Raw genomic sequence first — 24,235 nt, 5'->3', positions numbered from 1 at the left:
GACAGCACCGTAAAACCCACCTCACGCGCGCCTTGCAGGGCCGCCTGCATGCGGTCCATGCCCGCTTCAATGTGCCGCATGGTGTTCTCAAGCACCACGATGGCGTCGTCGACCACAAATCCCGTGGCCACCGTCAGCGCCATCAAACTCAGGTTGTTGAGGCTGAAGCCCAGAAAGTACATGACCCCGAAGGTTCCCAGCAGAGACACGATGGTGGCCACCGCAGGAATCACCGTGGCCCGCGCCTTGCGCAGAAACAGCCCCACCACCAACACCACGAGGGCAATCGACACCATCAGCGTCAGTTCGATTTCGTGCAGGGACGAGCGGATGGTGTTGGTGCTGTCAGAGGCCACCGCCACGGCGATGTCCTGTGGCAGTTGCGCCTGAAGGTCTGGCAGCAGCGCCCGCACGGCATCCACGGTTTCGATGATGTTGGCGCCCGGCTGGCGCGTGACCAGCACGATGATGGCGGGCTCGCCGTTGAACAGCCCCACCGTGCGGCGGTTTTCCACGCCGTCCACGACACGGGCAACGTCGCCCAGGCGCACGGCAGCGTCATTGCGCCAAGCGATCACCAGCGATTCGTACTCTGCGGCCTTGCGGGCGGGCGATGGGGTGTAAATCTGCAATCGGCGGCCATCCCCTTCGATGGCGCCTTTGGGGCGGTTGGCGTTCGACGCCTGAATCGCAGCGCGCACGTCTTCGGTGCTGATGCCATAGCGGCTGAGCGCGAAAGGCAGAAGCTCCACCCGCACGGCGGGCAGCGAGCCCCCGCCGATTTCCACCTCGCCCACGCCATCTACCTGCGACAACCGCTGGCTGACGACGTTGGACACCGCGTCATAAATTTCTCCCGGCGTCCGCGTTTTGGAGGTCAGCGCCAGGATGATGACGGGCGATGCCGCGGAGTTGCGCTTGCGGTAGGTGGGGTTGCTGCGCAAGGTGGCGGGCAGATCTGCGCGCGAGGCGTTGATGGCCGCCTGCACCTCGCGCGCAGCGGCGTCGATGTTGCGGTTCAGGTCAAACTGCAGGCTCACGCGGGCAGACCCGTTGGAGCTGGTCGAGGTCATTTCATTGACCCCCGAAATCACACCCAACCGACGCTCCAGTGGTGTCGCCACGCTGGTGGCCATGGTCTCTGGGCTGGCACCGGGCAAGCTGGCAGACACCGAAATGGCTGGGTAGTCCACTTGCGGCAGCGGCGAGACGGGTAGCACAAAAAACGCGGCAATGCCCCCCAACGCGATCCCGACGGTGAGCAGAACGGTGGCTACAGGCCGCTCGACAAAAGGGCGCGAAAGATTCACAGCGCCTCTCCTGGCTGCACGGGCGCCGCAGCGGTGCCCCGTCCCGTCCAGCGGCGGCCCAGGCGGTCAAACGCGAGGTAGATCACCGGCGTGGTGAACAGCGTGAGCATCTGGCTCAGGATGAGCCCGCCGAAAATGGCCAAGCCCAGTGGGCGACGCAGCTCTGCGCCGTCGCCCCAGCCCAGCATCAGCGGCAGCGCAGCAAACAGCGCTGCCAACGTAGTCATGAGGATGGGGCGGAACCGCAGCAACGCCGCCTGGTGAATGGCCTGCTGTGGCGGCATGTTCTGGTTGCGCTCCGCGTCGATGGCGAAGTCGATCATCATGATCGCGTTCTTCTTCACGATGCCAATCAGCAAGATGATCCCGATGATGCCGATCACCCCCAGGTCGTTGCCCGACACCATGAGTGCGAGCAATGCGCCAACACCCGCCGAGGGCAGGGTCGACAAAATCGTCACGGGATGGATGTAGCTCTCGTACAGCACCCCCAGCACGATGTACACGCAGACCATGGCCGCAAGGATGAGCCACAGTTGGCTGGACAGCGATTTTTCGTACGCCCCCGCAGCGCCCAGAAACTCCATTGACAGGCCCTGTGGCAACCCAATCTCTTTGGCTGCCGCGCGGATCGCATCCACCGCGCTGCCCAGCGAAACGCCCTCTGCCTTGTCAAACCCCAGCGTTGCTGCGGGGTACTGCGCCACCCGCGTGATCTGCAATGGCGCCAACTGCTCACGGATGGTGGCAACCGCCGACAAGGGAGTAGGCGAGCCCGAGCCTGTACGCAGCTGCAACGTACCCAACGCTTCTGGCGTATTCAAATCCTCTTGCTGGGCCTCCAGAATCACGCGGTACTGGTTGGTTTCGGTAAAGATGGTGGACACAATGCGCTGACCGAACGCGCTGTAGAGCGTGTCGTCCACCGAACTGGCGGTGACAGACAGGCGCGACGCCGTGTTGCGATCAATGTCCACAAAGGCGGACAACCCTTGCGCACCCGCGTCGGTGGTGGCGTTGCGCACCTTGGGCTCGCTCTTGAGCCGCTCCACGAGCTTGTGGGTCCAGGCGTTCACCTGCGCGGAATCCACCCCGCCAATGGACACGCGGTATTCGGTAGGGCCTGTCTCTGCATCAATCGTCAGGTCTTGGGTCGGCTGCAGGTACAGCGTCACACCCGCCACGGACTGCACCCGTTCGCGCAGCCGACCGATGATGGTCTCCTGTGCGTCGCGCTGGGGCTTGAGGTTGATGAGCATGCGGCCCGCGTTCAGCATGGTGTTGTTGGCGGCATCCACCCCCACAAACGAGCTGAGTGATGCCACATCCGGGTCTTGCAAAATGGCGCGCACTGCCGCCTGTTGCAGTTCGCTCATGCGCGCATACGACACGTCTTGCGACGCCTCGATGCGCGCCTGCAGCTGCCCTGTGTCCTGCGTGGGGAACAAGCCCTTGGGGATGACCACGTACAACAACGCCGTCAGCACCAGCGTGAGCACGGCCACCACCATCGTGGCGCCCTGGTGCCGCAGCACCCAGGTCAACCAACGGTCATAGCCCGCAATTACCCGGTCAAAGCCGCGATTGATGCTGCCAGCCACCCCTTTGGGTCCACCCTCGGGTTCTGCGCGCAACCAGCGCGCGGCCATCATGGGCACCAGCGTGAGCGACACGACCCCAGAGATCAAGATGGTGATGGCCAGCGTGACGGCAAACTCGCGAAACAAACGCCCCACCACGTCACCCATGAAAAGCAGCGGGATCAGCACCGCAATCAGCGACACCGTGAGCGAGATGATCGTGAAACCAATCTGCGTGGCGCCCTTGAGCGCCGCCTGGAAGGGGGGTTCACCTTTTTCCAGATAGCGCGCGATGTTTTCGATCATCACGATGGCATCGTCCACCACAAAACCCGTGGCAATGGTCAACGCCATCAGGCTCAGGTTGTTGAGGCTGTAGCCCAGCAGGTACATGACGCCGCAGGTGCCGATGAGCGAAATGGGCACCGCCAGGCTGGCGATGACCGTGGCGCGGACGCTGTGCAAGAAGAAGAAGATCACCAGCACCACCATCAACACGGCCAGCGCCAGTTCCATCTCCACATGGTGCACAGATGACCGGATGCCCGTGGTGCGGTCTGACAGCACCTCAACCTTCAGCGACGCGGGCAACCCGGCCTGCAGCTCGGGCAGCAGCTTCTTGATGTCGTCCACCGTGGCAATCACGTTGGCGCCCGGCTGCCGCTGCACATTCAAGATGATCGCCGGAGAGATTGTGGCCCCCACGCTCCCCACTTCGTGTGGTTCGCTGCCCCCCGAGGGGGTATCCGCTTGCTTGGGGCGGCCCGGCGCAGCGCGGCCTGCCCACGCACCCAGCCGGTTGTTCTCGGCGCTTTCCACCACGCGGGCCACCTCCACCATGCGCACCGGGGCGCCGTTGCGCCAAGACACGATGAGGTTCTTGTAATCATCCACCGTCAACAATTGGTCGTTGGCGTTGATGGTGTAAGAGCGCAGGGGGCCATCAAAACTGCCCTTGGCGCTGTTCGCGTTGGCGGAGGTGATGGCGGTGCGCAGCGTGTCCAGCCCAATGCCATAAGACGCCAGGGCCTTGGTGTCCGCTTGAATGCGCATGGCCGGACGCTGACCGCCCGCCAGCGACACCAGCCCGACGCCTCCCACCTGGCTGATTTTTTGCGCCAGGCGCGTGTTCACCAGGTTTTGCACCTCGGTCAAGGGCAAAGAATCCGAACTGATGGCCAGCGTGAGCACGGGCGCATCGGCCGGGTTGACCTTGGCGTACACCGGCGGCGCAGGCAAGTCGGCTGGCAGCAGCGAGTTGCCCGCGTTGATGGCTGCCTGCACCTCCTGCTCAGCCACATCCAGCGCCAACCCCAGGCCAAACTGCAGCGTGATGATGGAGACACCCGAGGCGCTGGTCGACGCCATGCGCTCCAGGCCCGACATCTGCCCAAACTGGCGCTCCAGCGGCGCACTCACGGTGCGGCTCATCACCTCGGGGCTGGCCCCGGGGTACAGGGTCTGCACCTGGATGGTCGGGTAGTCCACCTCGGGCAAGGCCGACAACGGCAGAAAACGGAAACCCACCAGCCCGGCCAGCACGATGGCCACCATCAGCAGCGCCGTGGCAACGGGTCTTTCAATGAACGGACGCGAAGGACTCATGCTGTATCAGCCCGTGCTCAAGGGTTCTGGACGGGACGCTGGCGGCGCTGGCCACCTTCGCCAGCGGCCGAAGCGCCACTGCGTGGCCCCGATGCCCCGCCGCGCGCGCCGCTGGCGCCCGTGCGCGGCCCGCGCGCACCAGGCGTTCCTGCAGCACCCGGAAGTTGCACGGCCATGCCGTCCTGCAGGCGGTCGCCGCCTTCTGTCACCACCCGCTCGCCCTCTTGCAAGCCCTCGGCAATCGCCATCAGTCCCACAGTGGCCTGCCCGCGTTTGATCTTGCGCAGCGAGACGGTGCGGTCTTCATTGATGACATACACATAGTCGCCATTGGCGCCTGTGCGCACGGCAGTCACTGGCACCACCACAGCAGGCACATTGCGCAGCAGCAACTGCACGTTCACAAACTGGTTGGGGAACAGCGCGCCCGCAGCGTTGTCAAAACGCGCCTTGGCTTTGACGGTGCCGGTGGTGGTGTCCGCCTGGTTGTCGAGGGTGGAGAACTGGCCTTTGTCCAGCTCGGTTTTTCGCGTCCGGTCAAGGGCGGTCACGGCCAACATGGCCGAATCGGTCTGCGCTGCGCGGATGTCGCTGACCCGGTCCTGGGGGACTGAGAACTGCACGTCAATCGGTGCCACCTGGGTGATCGTGGCCAGGCCTGCAGCGTCACCAGAGGTCACGTAGTTGCCCGCATCCACCGTGCGCAGACCGATGCGCCCTGTTGCAGGTGCAGTGATGCGCGTGTAGTCCAGGTTCAACCGGGCCGTGCTCTCCTGGGCTTTGTCCGTCATCACGGTGCCTTCCAGCTGCTTGACCAGTGCGGCCTGGGTATCCACATCCTGGCGGGCGATGGAGTCTTGCGACAGCAATGTGCGGTAACGCTCCAGCGTCAGGCGCGCGTTGTCCAGCTGCGCCTCATCGCGTTGGCGGGTGCCTTGCGCCTGCATCAGCGCCTGCTCGAAAGGCCGGGGGTCGATCTGCGCCAGCAATTGCCCTTTCTTGACCATCTGCCCCTCGGTGAACAACACCTGAGTCAGCATGCCCGACACCTGGGGTCGAAGGATGACGGTGGTCGCGGGCGTCACGGTGCCCAGCGCATCGATGATCACCGGCAGTTCGGCCTTGCGGGCCACCGCGTCACCCACGGTCACCGTGGGACGGCCGCCACCTGGGCCCCTGGGCATGCCCTCACCGGGGTCGCCATTGGCGCGCTTGACCAGGTACCAGGCGGCTGTGCCCACCAGCGCCACCAGCAGCAGCGCCACGACGGTTCCCACCAAGCGAGAGCGGCGCGGCGGGTGATTGGGAGGAGCGGGGGGAATGGCCGATGGTGGGCGCGCGTTGGCTTCTTGCGGGTTCATGACGGTCCTGATTCGTGTTCTTGGAGTGCGGGCCGGGATGGGCCAGGCGCGGGATCTGCTGGGTCGCGCCGTATCGGATCGTAGAGGGTCCACCCACGCTCTGCCTTGAACGCTGTGCGAAGAAAAGTAAACCTGAGGGTTTCCCCCTTGAATCCAGGTTCAGAGCCCAGGGCACACAGAACCGAATGCCAGTGCCTCCCCCACCCCTGCTGAACAGGCCTTCACCTCACGCCCTCATCCTGCATCTCGCACCCGCACATCCGCATTTCGTCGCACTGCGCTGGCGAAGCGCAGGGCGGGTGGGCACAGTTCACTCCACCGAACGCTCCAGGAGCCCACCCATGCAACTCACTCCCGTCATCGCCATCCACCTGGCTGCCGCGCTGGCCGCCACTGCCATTGGCCCTGTCGCACTGTGGGCACGCAAGGGCCGCTCCCAGCGGCCACGGTTGCACCGGGCTGCGGGATATGCCTGGGTGACCCTGATGGTGGCCACAGCCGTGTCTGCCATCTTCATCAGCGGCGGCAGCGGCCCGCGCTGGGGCAGTTTTGGACTCATTCACCTGCTGATCCCGCTCACGCTGTCCATGCTCGTGGTTTCCTTTGTGTTCCTGGCACGTCGGAACATCGTGGGGCACCGCCAGACCATGCAATACATCTACATCGGTGCCTGTTTGGTTGCCGGTGGCTTCACCCTGCTGCCAGATCGTTTGCTGGGGCGCTCGCTGTGGACTGCGCTGGGCGGGATCTGACACCGCGCCACGCAGCACCCGACCGCCAACCAATAGTCTCGCCCCTCCATCCTTTCGTTCTTTCTTCATCGGACCACCGCCATGCTGCTCAACCTCCTCACCCAACAGCCCCAGATGCTGGGCCAGATCATTCAGAACACCCCCTTCTGGGTGTGGGGCCTGCTGGCCGGATTACTGGGTTTGGGGGGCAGTCAGCTTTTCGACCGCAATGTCAGCCTGGTGCGTGCCATGGTCATGCCGGTAGCGATGACCGGTCTCTCGGTCTATGGGCTTGTGTCGGCTTTTGGCAAGGCAGGCACGGTGCTCGGTGCTTGGTTGATTGCCGCCACGCTGATCGCAGCCCTTGCCCTGTGGCTTCAGCCAACCGCTCCCAGCGACACGCTGTATGCAGGCAGTTCGCGCAGCTTCTTCATCCCCGGCAGTGCCATGCCCCTGGCGCTGATCCTCGGGATTTTTCTGACCAAGTATTTCGTGGGGGTCGAGCTGGCCCTGCAGCCGGCCCTGACCCGAGACAGCAGTTTTGCGCTGCAGATCGCCGTGCTGTATGGAGTGTTCAACGGCCTGTTTGCGGCCCGGGCACTGCGCCTGTGGCGGCTGGCCCGCCAGAACAATCCACTGGCCGCAACACCCGCATCCGCTTGAACGCCCCCATCCCTCTCACCACCCGGACCACCCCATGCGCCACGACCACCCTACCGCCGACCCCATCGAACGCCTGGCCCGCAAACGCGCTGGCGCCAAGCTTGGCTGGTATTTGCACGCCAGCGTCTACATCCTGGTCAACCTTTTGCTGATCACACTGTCTGCCGCCAGCGGCCGCCATTGGGCGGTGTTCCCGGCAGTGGGATGGGGCATTGGCCTGGCCGTGCATGGCGTGGTGGTGTTTTTGGTGACGGGCGGCGGCGGGGTGTACGAGCGCTTGGTGCAGGCGGAACGCAGCCGCATCGCGGCGCAAGACCGCGCTTCTTGACCGACCGCCGCCATGATCCCATCCCCTGCCCTCCGCCCCCGCCGCATCGTCACCATGCTGATATCCGTTCTCGCTATTGCTGTATCTGGCGTGATCGTCGGCTGCGCTGCTGCGGTGGCCTGGGGTGGACCCAAGGACATACCGCCGCTGGCCAGCATCAACAATCCGTTCCGGGACGTGGACTACAGCAAAGTGCCGAAGGTGCAGCGATACACCGCGCGTGATGGGACCTCGCTTGCCTGGTACGGCTACACGCCCGCGCCATCGGCCACCACCGCCCCCGCCCGCCGCGTGGTCCTGGTACATGGTTCATCCGCCCGCGGGCAATCCATGCACGTGCTGGCCCAGGCCCTGGCGGCGGAGGGGTTTGCCGTGGCAGCACTGGACATGCGGGGACATGGTGAATCAGGTGTGCGTGGGCAGGCCGCCTATGTGGGCCAGATGGAAGACGATGTGGAAGACTTTCTGCGCGCCGTGCCCCACACCGGCCCGCAGACACTGATGGGCTTTTCGGCCGGAGGTGGCTTTGCGCTGCGCTTTGCAGGCGACGCACGGCAGGACTTGTTCGACCGCTACGTGCTGCTCTCGCCCTTTGTGCACCACAACGCGCCCACGTCGCGGCCCGACAGTGGTGGCTGGGCATCGGTGGGGTTGCCACGCATTGTTGCGCTCACCGTGCTCAACCAGATCGGCATCAGCCGCTGGAACGACCTGCCGGTGCTGCGTTTTGCGCTCAACGATGTCGCGCGCAGCCTGCTGACCCCGAGCTACTCCTACACCGTCGCCACCAACTTCCGCCCCCACAACGACTACCAAAACGACATCCGCAACGCCCGCGGCACGATCTGCATCGTGGCCGGGCAGGACGACGAGCTTTTTTACGCAGACCGCTTTACCGACCTGTTTTCCCAAGCGGGCAAGCCCGTGCCAGTGACCCTGGTGCCCGGCGTGAACCACATGGGCCTGACGCTGGACGACGTGGCCGTGCAAGCGGTGGCGCAGGCCTGCAAGGCTTGACCGCCCCACCACGGGCATTGCGGCGCCATCACCCGCCTAAAATTGCGCCTCTATGCCCCACCCCCTGACACCCGACGACCTTGACCAACTGGCCCGCAAGCGCGCTGGCGCCAAACTGGGCTGGTTCACCCATGCCGCAGCGTTCACCGTGGTCAATCTGGTGCTTTTTGGCATCTCGCGCTACGGCTTTGGCGACCGGCCCTGGTCGGTGTACCCGTTGCTGGGCTGGGGGCTGGGCCTCGCGCTGCACGGCATCTCGGTGTTTGTTTTGGGCACGAGCAGCGGCCTGCGCGAGCGCATGGTGCACAAAGAGCGCGAGCGGCTGCAGCGCGAGCAAGACCGCAACGGCCGCTGAACGGCGACGAAGCCCGCATGAAAATCGACTGGATCGCCAAGCTTCGGCATTTTCTGCAGATCGTCGCGTTTTGCCTGGCCATCGCTGCGATCTACTACGCGTTCATGCCCTACAAGCCCTATGAGATCGCGCTTGTCTACTCGCTGTCCATCGGGTTGCTGTCCTGGGTGCTGATTGACTTCGGCCGCCATTTTTTTCCGTCCAGTGATGAAACCGGCTGGCCGGAGGGGGCCGTTGGCATTGCCCTGCCTCTCGTCGGCAATGTGCTGGGCTACTTGGGGGGCACCTTGTTTGCGGATCGCTGGTTCGGCTTCTCGTCCTGGAACCTGGAGGATCGCCCCCAACTGCGCATCTCCATCGGCGTCACGGTGCTGTCGGCCCTTGCGTTGACCTACTTTTTCTATAGCCGGGGTAAAAGCGCCTGGCTGCAAGCCAAGGTGACCGAGGTGCGCAGCCAGGCCACCGAGGCGCAGCTCAAGCTGCTGGAAACCCAGCTTGAACCCCACATGCTGTTCAACACGCTGGCCAACCTGCGCGTGCTGATCGGCACCGACCCCGCGCGCGCGCAAGCCATGCTGGACCGCATCATTGCCTACCTGCGCGCCACGCTCAGCGCGTCGCGCAGCACCTTACACCCGCTGGCCCACGAGTTTGACCGCCTGCGCGACTACCTGGAGCTGATGGCCGTGCGCATGGGCCCGCGCCTTGCCTACACGCTGGACCTGCCCGATACCCTGCGCGATGCGCCCGTGCCCCCGCTGCTGCTGCAGCCCTTGGTGGAAAACGCCATCCGCCACGGCCTGGAGCCCCAGGTGGACGGCGGCCACATCACCGTGCGCGCCAGCACGCGCCCGGGCGCCAGCGGCCCGATGCTGGTGATCGAGGTCAACGACACCGGCGCGGGCCTGCCCGACGCGCTGCCCACCCCGGGCCCCGGCCAGAGCTTTGGCCTGACCCAGGTGCGCGAGCGCCTGGCCACCTTGCACGGAGCAGCAGGCACTCTCGAATTAATAGCTGCTAGCCCAATAGGGACAAGCGCTAGCGTCGTTTTTCCCTTGAAATTCTCCCCCAGCCCATGAACCAGCCCGCCCCCCGCGCCCTGATTGCCGAGGACGAACACCTACTGGCCGCGGCGCTGCGGCAGGAGCTGGCCCACGCCTGGCCCGAACTGCAGATAGCCGCCACCGTGGGAGACGGTTTGTCTGCCGTCAAACAGGCACTGGCCCTGCTGCCCGACGTGCTGTTCTTCGACATCCGCATGCCGGGCCAGAGCGGCCTGGACGCCGCCGTGGAGCTGGCCGACGCCTGGCCCGACAGCAAACCTTTTCCCGCGCTCGTATTCGTGACAGCTTACGACCAGTACGCCGTGCAGGCGTTTGAGGCCCAGGCCGTGGACTACCTGCTCAAGCCTGTTCAGGCAGCGCGGTTGCAAAAAACAGTGCAAAAACTGCAGCTAGCGCTTATGAATAAAGCGCAACCAGCTATCAATTTAGAAGCAACCATGGCACAACTGCGCCACCTGCTGACAGCGCCCGGTATCGCCTCGCCGCCCGCTACGGCGGCACAGGGCAACACCGCGCCCCTCACCCTCATCCAGGCCAGCAGCGGCAGCCAGATCCACATGGTGCCGGTGGCCGACGTGCTGTACTTTGAAGCGGCCGACAAATACGTGCGGGTGCTGACGGCGGCGCGCGAGTATTTGATCCGCACGCCACTCAAGGAGCTGACGGCCCAGCTGGATACCCAGGTGTTCTGGCAGATCCACCGCAGCACCCTGGTGCGCGCCAGCGCTATCACCACGGTGACGCGCGACGAGGTGGGCAAGCTGCATCTGGAACTGGCGGGCCGGGCCGAGAAGCTGCCGGTAAGCCGCCTTTACGCCCACCTGTTCAAGGCGATGTAGTCAATCCATCAGTTAGCCGGGCAGGTCTACCACCGTGCCCCAGAGCACGCCGGGCAGCGCCTCGTAATGCGCAACCACCACCACCCGCCCGGGCTCAGCAGCCATCTGGGCCAACGCACGCGCCAAATAAGCCACCGACGGCTTGTCGAGCCCGCCAATCGGCTCGTCGATCAAGGTCAGCGGCGCGCCCGAAGCCAGGGCCCCGGCCATCAGCACCTTGCGCTTGCTGCCGGTGGACAGCGCATAGAACGGCTTGTCCAGGTGTTCGTGCAGCGTGAAGCCTTCGGTGTGCGTCGCCAGCGCTGCGGTGTCCCACAGCGGGTAGCGGGCGGGCAAGCTGCCCAGCCAGCCACGGGCGGTGAGTGGGTCCAGGTCACCCGAGCGCGGATCGGCCCAGAACACCTGCTCTGCATAGGCCTTGGGCGCTTCGCTTGCGTTCAGCCCCTGCAACGTGATCTGCCCCGCCTGCGGCTTGAGATCCCCCGCCAGCAGACGCAACAAGGTGGTCTTGCCACTGCTCTCGTCGCCCCGCACCAGCGCCAGGCCTGCGGGCAACGCCATGGACCAACGCTCAAGCACCCCACATTCGGGGTACGCAAAACTCAATCCCTCTACCTGCAAAACCATGTTGTCGGCCACCCTGTTTCCTTGCAATCAAAGACCGGATTCTAGGAAGCGCGCCGTGCCCACAGCCAGCCACCGGTCTGGTTGACCACCAAGCCACACAACACGGCGGCTGCGCCCGCCCACTGCAGCGGCAAAGGCGTCTCACCCAAAAACGCATACGCAGCCCACAGCCCCACCACCGGCACCAGCAGCGAAAACGGCGTGACCCGTCCGGCGGGATGGCGTTGCAGCAACTGCGTCCACAGCGTGTAGGCCAGCAAGGTGGCCAGCAATGCCAGGTAAAGCACCGCGAGCAAAGCCGTACCGTCCACGGCCTGCAATTGCTCCACTACGCCGCTGGCGCCTTCGGTCCACACCGCCAGCGCGAAGAACGGAACGATGGGCACCACGCTGCTCCACACGATGAACGGAAACGGCGCATAGGCGCCCGCCTGCGCAGCACGCCGAACCACCAGGTTGGACACCGCCCACATGAAGGCGGCGCCGAGCGTGAGCACAAAACCGGCCAGCGTCATCTGCCCGGGCCCTTCGCCATGTGCCAAGCCAATCGTCATCAAGCCCCCAAACGCCAACAGCAGTCCCCACCACTGCCAGGGCTTGGCGCGCTCACCCAGCAACGGTGCGGCCAGCAGCAGGGTAAAGAAGGCTTGCGTCTGCATGACCACGGAGGCCATGCCCGCCGTCATGCCCAGCTGCAAACCCAGAAACAGAAAACCAAACTGCCCCAGCCCCTGCGCCAGCCCGTAGCCCACCACAAAGCGCCAGGGCATGGATGGGCGGGGCACGAACAGCAGAAACGGCAGGGATGCCGCAGTGAAACGCAAGGCGCCCAGCAGCATGGGGCTGAGCCCCTGCAAGCCCAGCTTCATCACCACAAAATTCAGCCCCCAGATGACCACCACGGCCAGCGCGCGCAGCAGGTCGCCACGGCTCAGTGCCAGCGCCGTCATGCAGCCACCGCCGGAGCCCCAGCCGCCGCCACCGGCCGCCCTTGGCGCGCCCGGGCAGCCACGAAGGCGTCGAACGCCTCGGCACTGGTCTTTCCGGGCACATAGCCCAGCAATTCCTTGAGTGCAGTGTTAAGGAGCACCGGGCGGTAGCGCAGAAAATCCAGCTGCTCGGGCCCGTAGCGGCTCAGGCCAAGCGTGGAGCCCACCGCCAGCGCGGCGCGCAGCAGGCCCGCAGGCAGCTCCAGCACGGGCTTACCCAGGCGTCGGGCGATCTCGCGCAGCGGCAGCGCACCGTCGCCTGCTAGGTTGAAGCAGCCTGCACGCTGTGTGCGCAGCGCGTGCAGGATCGCGCCGGTCACGTCTTCGTCCCAGATGAATACAAACGGGCTCTCGCTGCCCCGGATGGCCAGCAGGCGCGGCTTGTCGAACAGCGCCGTGATCTGGTTGTCCACCCGTTCGCCCAGGATGGTGCCGATGCGCAGCACCGTCTGCGCCAGCGCGGGGTGGTCGACGCGGTACTGCGACAGCATCTCCTCTACCAACCGCTTGTGGTGAGAATAGGCAAACACCTCGTTGCCGCGCAGCGCATCGGTCTCGCGCAGCCAGGCCGGGTTGTCGGCGTGGTAGCCATAGGCAGCCCCGCTGGAGCTGACCACGATGTGCTTGACCCCTGTGGCCACACAGGCGTCGAGCACATTTTTGCTGCCAAGGACATCCACGGAATACTCAAACTCGCGGCTGGAGCCCTTGCCGGGGGTGACGATGGAGGCCAGATGCACCACGCTGTCGATGGCATGGGTGGCCAGCGTCTGCGCCAGTGCCGGGTCGCGCACATCCAGCACCACATAGGTCACGCCGGGCACGCGGCGCTCGGCAGGCACTTCACGCACATCGGCGGCCACCAGGGTGGGTACGCCCTCGCGCGCCAGCGCCGCCACGACACCACGCCCCAGAAAACCGTCGGCCCCGGTGATCAGGATGCGGCGCGTGGTCCACGGAGAGTCCGTCATGCGCCGTGCTCCTTGGCTCCAGCCACCGGGGGCACCACAGCAGGCTTGCGCCCCCACCACCCCGCAAGCGCCAGGCCCGCGATGATGTCCCAGAAGCCCCAGACACCCGCCACCACGGCCATGCCACCCAGGCCGCCAAAGAAGCTGAAGATCAACACCAGGCCCAGCCCGGCATTGCGGATACCCACTTCGATGGTCACGGCACGCCGGTCGTAGTCGGGCAGGCCACAGGCGCGGGCGCAGGCGTAGCCGGTACCAAACGCTAGCGCATCGTGAAGGATCACCGCCAACAGGACCAGCCCTACGTAATCCAGAAAGTAGCGCCAGTTGCCTGCCACCGCGCCGACGATGAAACCGATGAGGCAGACAAAACTGAGGATACGCACGGGCTTGTTCACCCGCTGGGTAAAACGCGGCAGCTTTTCGGCACACAGAATGCCCAGCACAAAAGGCACGCCGATGATGACCACGATGTGCCCCGCCATCTCCAGCGGGTCGAGCGCAATGCTGCGCAAGAGCGGCGCTGCCGTGGGGTGCAAACCGCCCCAGAACGCGAAGTTGATCGGCATGAGCACGATGGCCAGCGCGTTGGAGATCGCCGTCATCGACACCGACAGCGCCACATTGCCCCCGGCGCGGTGCGTAAGGATGTTGCTGACATTGCCGGGTGGGCAGCACGCCACCAGGATCATGCCCAGCGCGATGCTGGGGCCGGGTTTCAACAGCAGCGTGAGCACATAGGTCACCGCTGGCAGCACGATGAACTGGGCTGCAATGCCGACCGCCATGGCGCCTGGCATGCGCAGCACGCGCTTGAAGTCGGCCACGCGCGTATCGAGCGCAATGCCGAACATGAGAAAACCCAGCACCACATTGAGCGCCACGAGCGATGCGGGGTTGAAGTTAAGGCGTATTTCGTCGACAGGCAGCATGGCGGGCCTTTCAGGCAAGGGCAGCGGCGGCTGCGCGCACCGCATTGCGGTAGGTGTCTTTGTGCACGTAGTACGCCATGCGTTCGAGCTTGAGGTACTTGAAGCCGCCCGACAGATCGGGTGGAGGGCCCGCCTTGGCCTGGCGCAGAGCCTCGGCCCGGGGCGACCCCTCAGCCTGCGCCTTGAAGAAGCGTGCCATCAGCTCGGCCTGCTCGTAGCGACCCTGCCAGCCGATGCCGCTGGCCTCGATCATCCCCATCACGGCCAGGTTGTCGAACCGCGGCGACAGGATATTGAGGTACAGCTGCGGCGCCATACCTTGCCAGTTGAGCAGGCTGTGGTCGATGAAGGGGTAGTGCAGCTTGTAGCCGGTGGCGCACAGCACCAGGTCGTAGTCCTGCGCGCGGCCGTCCTTGAAGTGAACGGTGTGGCCCTCCAAGCGTGCAATGTCGGGCTTCACATGGATGTCGCCATGGCCCAGGTGGTGCAGCACCAGCGAGTTCACCACGGGGTGCGACTCGTACATCTTGTAATCGGGCTTGGGCAGGCCAAAACGCGCGGGGTCGCCGGTGAACCACTGCAGCACCACGCTGTCGATCTTCTGCTTGAGCCAGGGCGGCATCTTGAACTTGCCACCCAGCGTGTCGGCGGGCTGGCCGAAAACGTACTTGGGTACGAAGTAGTAACCGCGCCGCACCGACAGATCCACGCTCTGCGCATAGTGCACCGCGTCCACTGCAATGTCGCAGCCCGAGTTGCCAGCGCCCACCACCAGCACGCGTTTGCCTTTGAACAGCTCGGCGCTTTTGTAGGCGCTGGTGTGCAGCAGCTCGCCGTCAAACTGGCCTTCAAAACGCGGCATGTTGGGCTCGGCCAGCGTGCCGTTGGCAATCACCACGCCTTTGAACTCTGCGGTTTGCGCGGGGCCGCCGTGCTGAGTCCAGGTGATGCGCCACAGCGGTGCTGCGCCCTCTCCCACAGGTTCCACCTTCTGCACGCGGGTACCAAACCAGTAGTGCGGGCGCAAGCCAAAGTGCTCGGCAAAGTCCATGAAGTATTGACGCATTTCGCGGTGGCTGGGGTAGTCGGCCACCTCGGCGCGCATGGGGAATTCGGTGAACTCCGTGGTGTGTTTGCTGGAGATGAGGTGCGCGGACTCGTACACCGTGCTGCGCGGGTTCTCGATGTTCCACAGCCCCCCTACGTCCGTGTGCGCTTCAAAGCCCTGGAAGGGCACGCCCAGCTTTTGCAAGTTGCGTGCAGCCGCCAGGCCACTCGGGCCGGCGCCGATCAGCGCGATCTGGGTGCGGGTGTCCGCCACGGTGGGTGTTGTCTCCGTTGTCATGCGTTTTTGCTTTCGTTTTTGATCGGTGTCTCTTTGAGCGATGGCAGGCCCGGAATGGCCGTGGCCCCCGCCTCTCCCACGCGCGGCTTGCGCGGCTGGCCCAGCAGCAGGCGGTCGTGCAGTGCATCGGGCAGCAGATTGAGCAGCCGCGCAAGCCAGCCGATGCGTGCGGGCAAAACAATGTGGGTGCGCCCCCGCGCAATGCCTGCCAGCATGGCTTTGGCAGCCGCCTCGGGCTCCATGAGACCGGGCATGGCAAACCGATTGCCCGCCGTGAGCGCGGTGCGCAGGTAGCCGGGGCTGACGGTGCTGACCACGATGGATTCGCCGCGCAACTCGGCACGCAGGCTCTCCAAATAGCGGATCAGCCCGCCCTTGCTTGCGCAGTAGGCGCCGTTGCCCGGCATGCCACGCCAGCCCGCAATGCTGGCCACGCCCACCAGCGCGCCGCGCTGCTGCGCACGCATTACTTTCACGAACGGCTGGAAGGTGGTGGCCGCGCCCAATAGGTTGATCTCCAGCATGCGGCGCAGCACGGCCAGGTCGTCGGCCTCGGCAGTGTCAAAACCGCCGGCCACGCCAGCGTTCGCTATCACCAGATCGGGGATGCCCGCGCGCGCCATCCAGTCGGCGGCCATGGCCTGCATCGCGGTGCTGTCAGCCACATCGGGCGTGTACACCGTGCAGCGTTCGGGCGCCAGCGCAGCCAGCGCGCCCAGCGTGGATGTGTGCAGCCCGACCAGCGCCACGGAAGCGCCCTGAGCGATCAGCTCGCGTGCCAAGGCCTGGCCCAGGCCGCCGCAGGCCCCGGTGACTACCGCATTCTGGAAAGTCGCTGTCATGGGTGTCCCCAAAAATCTTGGCTTGCAGCTTAGCTACAGTGCGGAATAATCTCGAAATCATTTATGGATTCGTCTCGAATTACGAGATTTTTGATGACCAAGCCCGCCCCCAGCCTGCGCCTGTTCGAGCTGCTCGAAATCATGTGCGCCCACGGCCGCCCTTTCAGCCTGGCCGACGCCATCGAAGCGTCGGGCTGGCCGAAGCCCAGCGTGCACCGCATGCTGGGGCAGCTCGAAAGCGGTGGTTTGCTGGCACGCGAGCCCGATGGCCGCCGATACACCCCGGCCCCACGTCTGCTGCGCCTGGCCGAGAGCACCCTCAGCGCGGGCACACAGCATGGCGTGCGCCACGCGGTGTTGCGTCAATTGGTGGCAGACATCGGCGAAAGCTGCAACCTGACCGCATTGAGCGGCGCAGAGGTGATTTACCTGGATCGCGTGGAGTCGGCCTTCCCGCTGCGCATGGAGCTGCGCCCCGGAACCCGCGTGCCGATTCACTGCTCGGCCAGCGGCAAGTTGTTTTTGGCCTACTTGTCTGGCCCGCGGCGGGCGGCCATTTTGAACGGCTTGCCACTGACGCGGCACACCGCCACCACACTCACAAACCGCGACGCGCTGGAAGCCGAACTGGAACAAATCGCGCGCCAAGGCTACGCTACCGACGCTGAAGAATTTGTAGATGGCCTGGTCTGCGTAGCCGTGCCCGTTCTGGGCGCGGGGCGACGCACGGTGCACAGCGCCGTGGCGCTGCAGGCACCCGCCGCACGCATGTCGCTGCCGCAAGCATTGCAGCAGGTGCCCCGTCTGTGCGAGGCCGCCCAGGCACTGGGCCGAACTTGGGCGTAGTTGCCCCTTTTTTCATTTTTACCTGTGGCCTTTTTGGTCTACCCACCACCATGACCCTCAATTACCTCGACTTTGATTACAGCGAAGACGCGGATGGCACCGGCACCTTCGACGCCATGGCCAGCGTGTCGCCCGCACAGGTGCCTGCCTTGTATGCCGAAGTTGCTGCGGTGCTGGCCTGGGCCCATGCGCAATTTCCGGATGCCTGTGGCCCACAGGAAGATGGTGGCGAGTGGCAGTACGACCTGCAGGGCGTCCAGGAAAGCAGCACTCCGCTGACCCTGGAGTACGAGCCAGGTGCCCGCAGCCTTCACACGTTGGCAGGTATCCCCCTTGCCCCGCGTACCACCCTGACCCTGTCGATCAGCGGCGGCCCCGGCTTTTGCGCGGCATTGCGGGATCGTTTTGGCATTGAATAGCCCGCCGGACCAGCGAACAGTGCGCATCACTGCTTAAAAACCCCACGTCACGCACAGGTTCGGGCGCCCGCTGGCGCAGAGTGCGGGGCGGGCGTTACAGTCCGAAACTCATTAGTTCAACCTGAGACTGGAGAGTTTTATGCTGTCACGCCGCCACTTCCTGGGTGCAAGCCTCGCTACGACCGTCTACGCAGCGGGCTCTTTTGTCCCTGTATGGGCCCAGAACGCGCCCAACTTCGGAACGCCCACTTTGCCCAACCCCAGTTTTCGCCGCGTGAAGGTGGGCGATGTTGAGGTGATTGCGCTAAACGATGGCATTACCCGCCGCCCCCTGCTGGAAGAGTTCGTGAAAAACGCACCACTGGCCGACGTGCGTGCGCTGCTGGCGTCGCAAGGTCTGCCAACAGACTACATCGATGTGCCTTACACGCCCTTCCTGGTGGTGGCAGGCGGACGCAAAATCCTCATCGACACCGGTTTGGGCGAGTTCGGCGGCCCCACCACGGGCAAATTGCTGGAGAGCCTGCGCGCAGCGGGCCTGCAGCCAGCAGACATCGACACCGTGCTGATCTCGCACTACCACGGCGATCACATCAACGGCATTCGCACAAAGGCAGGTGAACTCACCTTCCCCAAGGCCAAAGTGATGGTGCCCGCTGCCGAGCATGCCTTCTGGATGGACGATGCCCGCATGGCAGCGGCGCCTGCAGGCATGAAGGGCGCCTTTGACAATGTGCGCCGCACCTTTGGCGCCATGCCGGCCGATACGCTGGTTCAATTCGCGGCAGACGCCGAAATCGCCCCGGGCATCAAGTCGGTGGCGGCCTATGGCCACACACCGGGTCACACGCTGTTTGAGCTGACCTCTTCCGGCCAGAAGTTCTTCTATGTCGCGGACTTGACCAATGTTCCCGCGCTGTTTGCGCGCAACCCCGACTGGGCGGTGACTTTTGACATGGACCCAGAAGCTGCCCGCAAGGTGCGCCGCGAGGTGTTCCAGCGCATCACGGCCAGCAATGCCATGTTGGGCGGATTCCATTTCCCGTTCCCTGCCATGGGGCGCATGACCGCTTCGGGTGCTGGCTATGCCTTCCAACCAGCCACCTGAACCCCACCCCATTGCCCGCCGCGCCGTTCTGGGCGCGGGCGCGGTGGGTGCGGGCCTGGCCTTTGCCAGCCTGCACAGCTGGGCAGCGCAGGCTTCGGAAGCCGAGGTCCTGCTGCGCAAGGGCGGCGTGGTGGCGGCCTTTCGCCACTCGCTGGCGCCTGGCACGTTCGACCCCCCAGGCTTTCGCTTGGGCGATTGCAGCACCCAGCGCAACCTGAACGAAGACGGCCGCGCCCAGGCGCGCGCAGTGGGCGCGTGGTTCAAGCAAAGGCAGCTGCAACCCGACAAGGTCCTGTCGAGCCCCTGGTGCCGCTGCGTGGACAGTGCCACGCTGGCGTTTGGTACACCTGAAACCTGGCCAGCGCTTGGGTCACCACGGGGCAGCCCAGAGACCACCAGCGCGGGTCATCTGCGCGAGCTGCGCGCGGCGCTGACCGCGGCGACAGCCAAGCCCGGCAGGTTTGAGGTCTGGTTCACCCACATGTTTGTGCTGTCCGACCTGGCCAACACCAACACCGGTTCGGGTGAGGCGTTGATCCTGCGGGCGGACCGCAGTGGCAAGACAGAAGTGTTGGCGCGTCTGGTCGTTTCTGCGTAGGGCAGTGGCGCAACCAACCCACGCGCATGGGTGATATGCAGGCGGCGCCGTAGCGCTACAACGCTTGGGCATGTTGGCGGTCAAATTACTGGGCCGTTTGCCTACATCTGGCGCGGAGCTATCGACTATCCTGAAGCCACGCTGCTGTGCCGGATGCCCCGGCAGGCAGAGCCACAAGGAAATGCCCATGGCAACCACGCAAAGCCCTCCACCACCGTCAGCCGCCCGCAACTCCACCACGCCACCACCTCCCTACCCGGTGCAGCAAACAGCGGCGCCCCAGCCAACCCATGACCGCGTGCGCATGGAGCTGCAGATAGATCTGAGCTATGAGGTGGACCAATACGGTGCGGACTTTGTGTTCAACATCCACGCGGCGCAAACCCCCAATCAGTTCGTGAGCGCAGAGCGATTGGTCATTAACCAACCCATTGCACACCACGTGCATACCGACCCGGCAACTGGCAACCGCTACCTGCGGCTGCATGGCGAACCCGGCACGCTGGAGCTGTCGTATTCGGCAACCGTAGACATCAACCACTACCGCATCGACCCCACCCAACTGGCAGAAGTCCCCGTACGCCGACTGCCGCAAGAGGTGATGGGTTACATATACCCCAGCCGCTACTGCCAATCCGACCGGCTGCTGCGCCTTGCGACCAACGAGTTTGGGGCGCTTTGGCAGGGACACAGTCGCGTACAGGCCATCTGCGACTGGGTGCAGCGGCACGTGGCGTTCACCTCCAACACATCCAACTCGAACACCTCTGCGGTAGACACCCTGGTGGAGCAAGTCGGGGTGTGTCGCGACTTTGCCCACTTGATGATTGCTTTGTGCCGCGCCATCAACATACCAGCCCGCTTCACCACGGGCACAGACTTTGGCGCCGACCCGGCACTGGGCCCACCGGACTTTCATGCGTACGTCGAGGTGTACCTGGGCGACCGCTGGTACATCTTTGACCCGTCGGGCACGGCTATTCCCATGGGCTTGCTGCGTTTTGGCGTGGGCCGCGATGCGGCCGACGTGGCGTTTGCCACCATTTTTGGCGGCGTGTGGGCCAAACCCCCCGTCATCCACACCAAGGCCATTCAAGACGCTGCGCGTGGTTTTGAGTTGCCCCGCCATTGCACACAGGCCCTGTCTACCGACCACGGTGCGGCCGTCGCCGCAGGTTTTGTAGCGCCGTAAAGCGCCACCAAAAGACCGGCCAAACGCCCAACAACCCGGGTGTGGCCTAATATCACTCTTTTTTCCACTATCTCAGAGACCTACCATGGGCAACAAGATCGTCACCGAAGCAGACCGCAAGCACACCCCCCAACCCAAGCCCCTGCCCGGTTTCAGCCTGCGCACTGCTGGCCGCGGCCAGCGCGTGAGCCTGGAGCGCGGTGTTGCAACCCGCAGCAAGAAGAACCCTGGCAAGCGCTCCAAAAAGGGCGGTTGAATCGCCAAGGGGCACTCCGAGCCCCTTCACCAATAACAAAGCCCTCTTTCGAGGGCTTTGTTATTGGTGGCCGCCGCGTGTTGCACCCGGTGCATTTTGAATAAGATGGACCGGATGATCACAGTCCACCATCTCGAAACCTCGCGCTCGCAGCGCATCCTCTGGCTCCTGGAAGAACTGGGAGTTCCTTATGAACTGAAGATTTACCAGCGCGACAAGGCCACCAGGCTGGCCCCGCCCGCGCTCAAGAAGATCCATCCGCTGGGCAAGTCTCCCGTCATCACCGACGGCGACGAGGTCATCGCCGAGTCGGGCGCGATCATCGAATACCTGGTGGAAACCTATGGCGCCCAGGCGGGCGGCGACCTGACCCACCTGCAACCAGCGCCGCGCACGCCGGAGTACCGCCAGTGCCGCTTCTGGATGCACTACGCCGAAGGCTCGCTGATGAACTGGCTGGTGATGAAGCTGGTGTTCATGACCATTCCCACCCAGCCCATGCCGTTCTTTGTGAAGCCGATTGCCAAAGCGCTGTGCGACAAGGTGCAAGAGAAGGTGATTGACCCGAACGTGAACACCGCACTCGACTTTATGGAGGCACACCTGGGCAACCACCGCTGGTTTGCGGGCGAGCACCTCACCATGGCGGATTTTCAGATGAGCTTTGCGGTGGAGGCCGCCCTCTCGCGCGCCAGCAAGGCCAGCGCCTGCCCCAACCTGCAGGCCTACCAACAGCGCATGGAGGCGCGCCCCGCCTACCAGCGCGGCATTGCCAAGGGTGGCCCCGTGGTGATGTCGGCCTGACCCCAACCCTTTAGAAAACATGCAAAAGCCCGCCACCACCTACTCCGTGCTTTTTGTGTGCATGGGCAACATCTGCCGCAGCCCCACGGCCCACGGCGTGTTCCGACACAAGGTGGTTCACAGTGGTTTGGCTGACCAGGTGCGTGTGGACTCGGCGGGTACGCACAACTACCACCCCGGCAAGGCGCCGGACGAGCGCACGCAAAGACATGTGGCGCAACGGGGCTATGACCTGTCGGACCTGCGCGCACGGCAGATGCTGACCAGGGACTTTGGGCAACACGACCTGATCCTGGCCATGGACTGGGACAACCTTGCACTGGCGCAAGACCTTTGCCCGCCCGAACACGCCCACAAGCTGCGCCGCATGACCGAGTTCTGCCAACAGTTCGACAGCCCCGTGGTGCCCGACCCGTACTACGGCGGGGCCGCGGGGTTTGAAGAGGTGCTGGACCTGGTGGACGACGCCTGTGAAGGGCTGCTGCACCACGTGCGGCAGCAGTTACTTTTGCGCGGCCAACCGCGGGCCCAGCCGCAGTAGAACTACGCTGCGCGCACCCCACACACCAGCACACCCGGGTCGTTGTGCGCCAGCTCCCGGTGGTTCTTGGCCTGGGCCACTTCCATGTCACGCGGCAAAGTCACGCTGTTTTTGACGGCCAGGATTTCGGCCATCACGCTCACCGCAATCTCGGGCGGCGTCTTGCTGCCGATGTAGATGCCAATCGGCCCACGCAGGCGCGCCAGGCTTTCTTCGGTCTGGTCGAAGTGTTCGATCATGCGGGCATGGCGCGCCTCGTTGTTGCGGCGCGAGCCGATGCCGCCTACGTAAAACGCGTCAGTGTTCAGCGCCTCCAGCAGCGCCAGGTCATCGAGCTTGGGGTCGTGCGTGAGCGCCACCACACAACTGCGCCGGTCTGGCTTGAAGGCCAGCACCACGTCGTCGGGCATATCGCTCACCACCGTGGCGGCGGGCACGTTCCAGCTGCCCCGGTATTCCTCGCGCGGGTCGCACACCGTCACCGCAAACCCGTTGAACAGCGCCATGGTGGCCAGGTATTCCGCCAGTTGGCCCGCGCCGATCAGCAGCATGCGGTACTCGGGGCCAAAGGTGTTGGTCAGCCGGTCAGCATCCGCCACCAACTCAGTCGGCGCTGCCGCAGGCGTCAGCGTGGCCACCCCATCGGCCAGGCGCACGCTGCGCTGCATGAGGCGCCCAGCCTCCAGCGCGGCGATCAGTGCTGCCAGGCTTTCGGGGTCCGGGTCGTACTCCAGCAGCAACTCCAGCGTGCCGCCGCAGGGCAGTCCGAAGCGATGCGCCTCGTCGGCGGTCACGCCGTACTTCACAAAGGTCGGCGGGCCACTCGGAATGCAGTGGTTTTTGCCCGCGTTCGCCGTGGGCGCGCCCTGCGCATAGGCGCGGGTATGGCGGTCAATCAGATCGTCTTCAATGCACCCACCCGACACAGAACCCACCACCGATCCATCCTCACACAGCGCCATGATCGACCCCACCGGCCGCGGCGATGAACCCCACGTTCGCACCACCGTCGCCAGCAGGGCCCGCCGCCCCACAGCCCGCCAACCGAGCAGCGTGCGCAACACCATCACATCCAGGTTTTCCATCGTTTCATCACCAATTCATTACTCAGATTCCCAACCACCCATGAAACTGGCGCTGCCGATACCAGCGCCACCGTGGATCCGGCTCCGCCGGTCCACCGGAGGCGTCCCCCTCAGGGGGAAGGCGCGAAGCGACTCAGGAGGAGTCAGTTCAATGTCCACGCTAACAGCACCAGCCCCGCTGCGCCCACCACCCACACCCAAACCGGTATGCCACTGGGGGGATTGTTCTCTCCTGCCGATGCAGCCAGCGCGGCCAATGCGCCGGGCTGCGTGGGTTCCTCCGCCGGAACCGTGTCGATCCCGCCCGCCGCCTCTGCGGCCTCTGCACGCGGATGGCGGCGCTGCATCTCGTTGTCAAAGCGCTTGAAAAAGTCCTCGGCCATGCTCCTGGCCGCGCCGTCGATGAGCCGCTGGCCCAGCTGCGCGATCTTGCCGCCCACCGTGGCATGCACGGTGTAGTGCAGCTCGCAGCTGGCCTGCCCAGCGGCATCGGCAGGCAAGGGCACGAGTTTGACTTGCGCATTGCCCTTGCCAAAACCTGCGACTCCGCCTGAGCCGTCAAAAGCAATGGTGTAGCTCTCGGGCGGCACGATCTCTGACAGCGTGATCTTGCCCGCGAACTTGGCCGAAACGGGCCCAATCTTGAGCGCCATGGCGACGGCGTATTGGTTCTCACCCGTCGCCTCGACCTTGTCACAACCGGGGATGCACAGCTTGAGCACCTCGGGGGCGTTGAGCGCTTCCCAAGCCTGCTGCTGGCTCACGGCAATGGTGCGGCTGGCTTGCATTTCCATGGTGGGTTCCTTGTGTTGTCTGGATATTTATGA

General features: G+C 64.7%; 26 protein-coding genes. 15 read left to right on the top strand and 11 right to left on the bottom strand.

The window, feature by feature from the left end:
• The 3 genes from ACK41V_RS16050 to ACK41V_RS16040 form a co-directional block, all read right to left on the bottom strand.
• Positions 1-1,310, bottom strand: a 1,310-nt coding sequence (locus ACK41V_RS16050; RefSeq protein WP_409783635.1) for an efflux RND transporter permease subunit, incomplete at its 3' end; no start/stop codon positions are given.
• Entirely contained in the window at positions 1,307-4,495 is a 3,189-nt protein-coding gene (locus ACK41V_RS16045; RefSeq protein WP_409783634.1) for an efflux RND transporter permease subunit, read from the bottom strand. The genes ACK41V_RS16045 and ACK41V_RS16050, both read right to left, overlap by 4 nt.
• A gap of 17 nt (positions 4,496-4,512) precedes the next feature.
• Positions 4,513-5,856 (bottom strand): efflux RND transporter periplasmic adaptor subunit, encoded by a 1,344-nt coding sequence (locus tag ACK41V_RS16040; RefSeq protein WP_409783632.1) that lies wholly within the window; start codon positions 5,854-5,856, stop codon positions 4,513-4,515.
• Positions 5,857-6,197: 341 nt separating this feature from the next.
• Here ACK41V_RS16040 and ACK41V_RS16035 point away from each other — a divergent pair, with 341 nt between their 5' ends.
• From ACK41V_RS16035 to ACK41V_RS16005, 7 genes are all read left to right on the top strand, one after another.
• Positions 6,198-6,608, top strand: coding sequence for a DUF2306 domain-containing protein (locus tag ACK41V_RS16035; protein WP_409783630.1), 411 nt, complete (start codon positions 6,198-6,200; stop codon positions 6,606-6,608).
• 81 nt (positions 6,609-6,689) lie between these two features.
• Positions 6,690-7,250, top strand: a complete 561-nt coding sequence (locus ACK41V_RS16030) for a DUF6622 family protein (RefSeq protein ID WP_409783629.1) — start codon at positions 6,690-6,692, stop codon at positions 7,248-7,250.
• Between the two features lie 34 nt (positions 7,251-7,284).
• Positions 7,285-7,578 carry a 2TM domain-containing protein gene (locus tag ACK41V_RS16025; RefSeq protein WP_409783627.1) on the top strand — a complete coding sequence of 98 codons (294 nt, stop codon included), beginning with the start codon at positions 7,285-7,287 and terminating at the stop codon, positions 7,576-7,578.
• A gap of 12 nt (positions 7,579-7,590) precedes the next feature.
• Positions 7,591-8,595 carry an alpha/beta hydrolase gene (locus ACK41V_RS16020; RefSeq protein ID WP_409783625.1) on the top strand — a complete coding sequence of 335 codons (1,005 nt, stop codon included), beginning with the start codon at positions 7,591-7,593 and terminating at the stop codon, positions 8,593-8,595.
• Between the two features lie 52 nt (positions 8,596-8,647).
• Positions 8,648-8,950 carry a 2TM domain-containing protein gene (locus ACK41V_RS16015; RefSeq protein WP_409783623.1) on the top strand — a complete coding sequence of 101 codons (303 nt, stop codon included), beginning with the start codon at positions 8,648-8,650 and terminating at the stop codon, positions 8,948-8,950.
• A gap of 17 nt (positions 8,951-8,967) precedes the next feature.
• Positions 8,968-10,029, top strand: a complete 1,062-nt coding sequence (locus ACK41V_RS16010) for a sensor histidine kinase (RefSeq protein ID WP_409783622.1) — start codon at positions 8,968-8,970, stop codon at positions 10,027-10,029.
• Entirely contained in the window at positions 10,026-10,853 is an 828-nt protein-coding gene (locus ACK41V_RS16005) for a LytR/AlgR family response regulator transcription factor (protein ID WP_409783620.1), read from the top strand. Before ACK41V_RS16010 ends, ACK41V_RS16005 begins: the two co-directional genes overlap by 4 nt.
• Before the next feature lie 12 nt (positions 10,854-10,865).
• Here the strand turns inward: ACK41V_RS16005 and ACK41V_RS16000 are convergent, their stop codons facing one another.
• Genes ACK41V_RS16000 through ACK41V_RS15975 form a run of 6 tightly spaced genes read right to left on the bottom strand, consistent with a single transcriptional unit; the run spans position 10,866 to position 16,559 of the window.
• Positions 10,866-11,492, bottom strand: coding sequence for an ATP-binding cassette domain-containing protein (locus ACK41V_RS16000; protein ID WP_409783618.1), 627 nt, complete (start codon positions 11,490-11,492; stop codon positions 10,866-10,868).
• 29 nt (positions 11,493-11,521) lie between these two features.
• Positions 11,522-12,430 carry an EamA family transporter gene (locus ACK41V_RS15995; RefSeq protein WP_409783616.1) on the bottom strand — a complete coding sequence of 303 codons (909 nt, stop codon included), beginning with the start codon at positions 12,428-12,430 and terminating at the stop codon, positions 11,522-11,524.
• Entirely contained in the window at positions 12,427-13,440 is a 1,014-nt protein-coding gene (locus ACK41V_RS15990) for an SDR family oxidoreductase (RefSeq protein ID WP_409783614.1), read from the bottom strand. The genes ACK41V_RS15995 and ACK41V_RS15990 overlap by 4 nt, the downstream gene beginning before the upstream one ends.
• Positions 13,437-14,372: a bile acid:sodium symporter family protein gene (locus tag ACK41V_RS15985; protein WP_409783612.1), complete on the bottom strand. Its 936-nt coding sequence runs from the start codon at positions 14,370-14,372 to the stop codon at positions 13,437-13,439. The genes ACK41V_RS15990 and ACK41V_RS15985 overlap by 4 nt, the downstream gene beginning before the upstream one ends.
• A gap of 10 nt (positions 14,373-14,382) precedes the next feature.
• Positions 14,383-15,717, bottom strand: coding sequence for a flavin-containing monooxygenase (locus tag ACK41V_RS15980; protein WP_409783611.1), 1,335 nt, complete (start codon positions 15,715-15,717; stop codon positions 14,383-14,385).
• Positions 15,714-16,559, bottom strand: a complete 846-nt coding sequence (locus ACK41V_RS15975) for an SDR family oxidoreductase (protein WP_409783609.1) — start codon at positions 16,557-16,559, stop codon at positions 15,714-15,716. Before ACK41V_RS15975 ends, ACK41V_RS15980 begins: the two co-directional genes overlap by 4 nt.
• Before the next feature lie 93 nt (positions 16,560-16,652).
• Here ACK41V_RS15975 and ACK41V_RS15970 point away from each other — a divergent pair, with 93 nt between their 5' ends.
• From ACK41V_RS15970 to ACK41V_RS15935, 8 genes are all read left to right on the top strand, one after another.
• Positions 16,653-17,405: an IclR family transcriptional regulator gene (locus tag ACK41V_RS15970; protein ID WP_409783607.1), complete on the top strand. Its 753-nt coding sequence runs from the start codon at positions 16,653-16,655 to the stop codon at positions 17,403-17,405.
• Between the two features lie 50 nt (positions 17,406-17,455).
• Positions 17,456-17,824, top strand: coding sequence for a hypothetical protein (locus ACK41V_RS15965; protein ID WP_409783606.1), 369 nt, complete (start codon positions 17,456-17,458; stop codon positions 17,822-17,824).
• Between the two features lie 139 nt (positions 17,825-17,963).
• The gene (locus ACK41V_RS15960) at positions 17,964-18,932 is read left to right on the top strand and encodes an MBL fold metallo-hydrolase (protein ID WP_409783604.1); all 969 of its coding nucleotides are present in this window, start codon (positions 17,964-17,966) and stop codon (positions 18,930-18,932) included.
• The gene (locus ACK41V_RS15955) at positions 18,910-19,530 is read left to right on the top strand and encodes a histidine phosphatase family protein (protein ID WP_409783602.1); all 621 of its coding nucleotides are present in this window, start codon (positions 18,910-18,912) and stop codon (positions 19,528-19,530) included. Before ACK41V_RS15960 ends, ACK41V_RS15955 begins: the two co-directional genes overlap by 23 nt.
• A 304-nt stretch (positions 19,531-19,834) precedes the next feature.
• Positions 19,835-20,722, top strand: coding sequence for a transglutaminase-like domain-containing protein (locus ACK41V_RS15950; RefSeq protein ID WP_409783641.1), 888 nt, complete (start codon positions 19,835-19,837; stop codon positions 20,720-20,722).
• Between the two features lie 85 nt (positions 20,723-20,807).
• Complete coding sequence (locus tag ACK41V_RS15945) at positions 20,808-20,978, top strand: hypothetical protein (RefSeq protein WP_291324645.1); 171 nt, start codon at positions 20,808-20,810, stop codon at positions 20,976-20,978.
• Between the two features lie 114 nt (positions 20,979-21,092).
• Positions 21,093-21,782, top strand: coding sequence for a glutathione S-transferase family protein (locus tag ACK41V_RS15940; protein ID WP_409783600.1), 690 nt, complete (start codon positions 21,093-21,095; stop codon positions 21,780-21,782).
• 19 nt (positions 21,783-21,801) lie between these two features.
• Positions 21,802-22,323 carry a low molecular weight protein-tyrosine-phosphatase gene (locus ACK41V_RS15935; protein WP_409783599.1) on the top strand — a complete coding sequence of 174 codons (522 nt, stop codon included), beginning with the start codon at positions 21,802-21,804 and terminating at the stop codon, positions 22,321-22,323.
• A 2-nt stretch (positions 22,324-22,325) separates the two neighbouring features.
• Here the strand turns inward: ACK41V_RS15935 and ACK41V_RS15930 are convergent, their stop codons facing one another.
• Both ACK41V_RS15930 and ACK41V_RS15925 read right to left on the bottom strand, forming a co-directional pair.
• Positions 22,326-23,408: an XdhC family protein gene (locus ACK41V_RS15930; protein WP_409783597.1), complete on the bottom strand. Its 1,083-nt coding sequence runs from the start codon at positions 23,406-23,408 to the stop codon at positions 22,326-22,328.
• Positions 23,409-23,551: 143 nt separating this feature from the next.
• Positions 23,552-24,202, bottom strand: coding sequence for a CoxG family protein (locus ACK41V_RS15925; RefSeq protein ID WP_409783595.1), 651 nt, complete (start codon positions 24,200-24,202; stop codon positions 23,552-23,554).
• Between the last annotated feature and the right edge of the window lie 33 nt (positions 24,203-24,235).

It is taken from the genome of Acidovorax sp. (genome assembly GCF_046291265.1).
Classification (GTDB): Bacteria; Pseudomonadota; Gammaproteobacteria; order Burkholderiales; family Burkholderiaceae_C; genus Acidovorax.
This window is presented reverse-complemented; position numbering and strand designations above follow the sequence as displayed.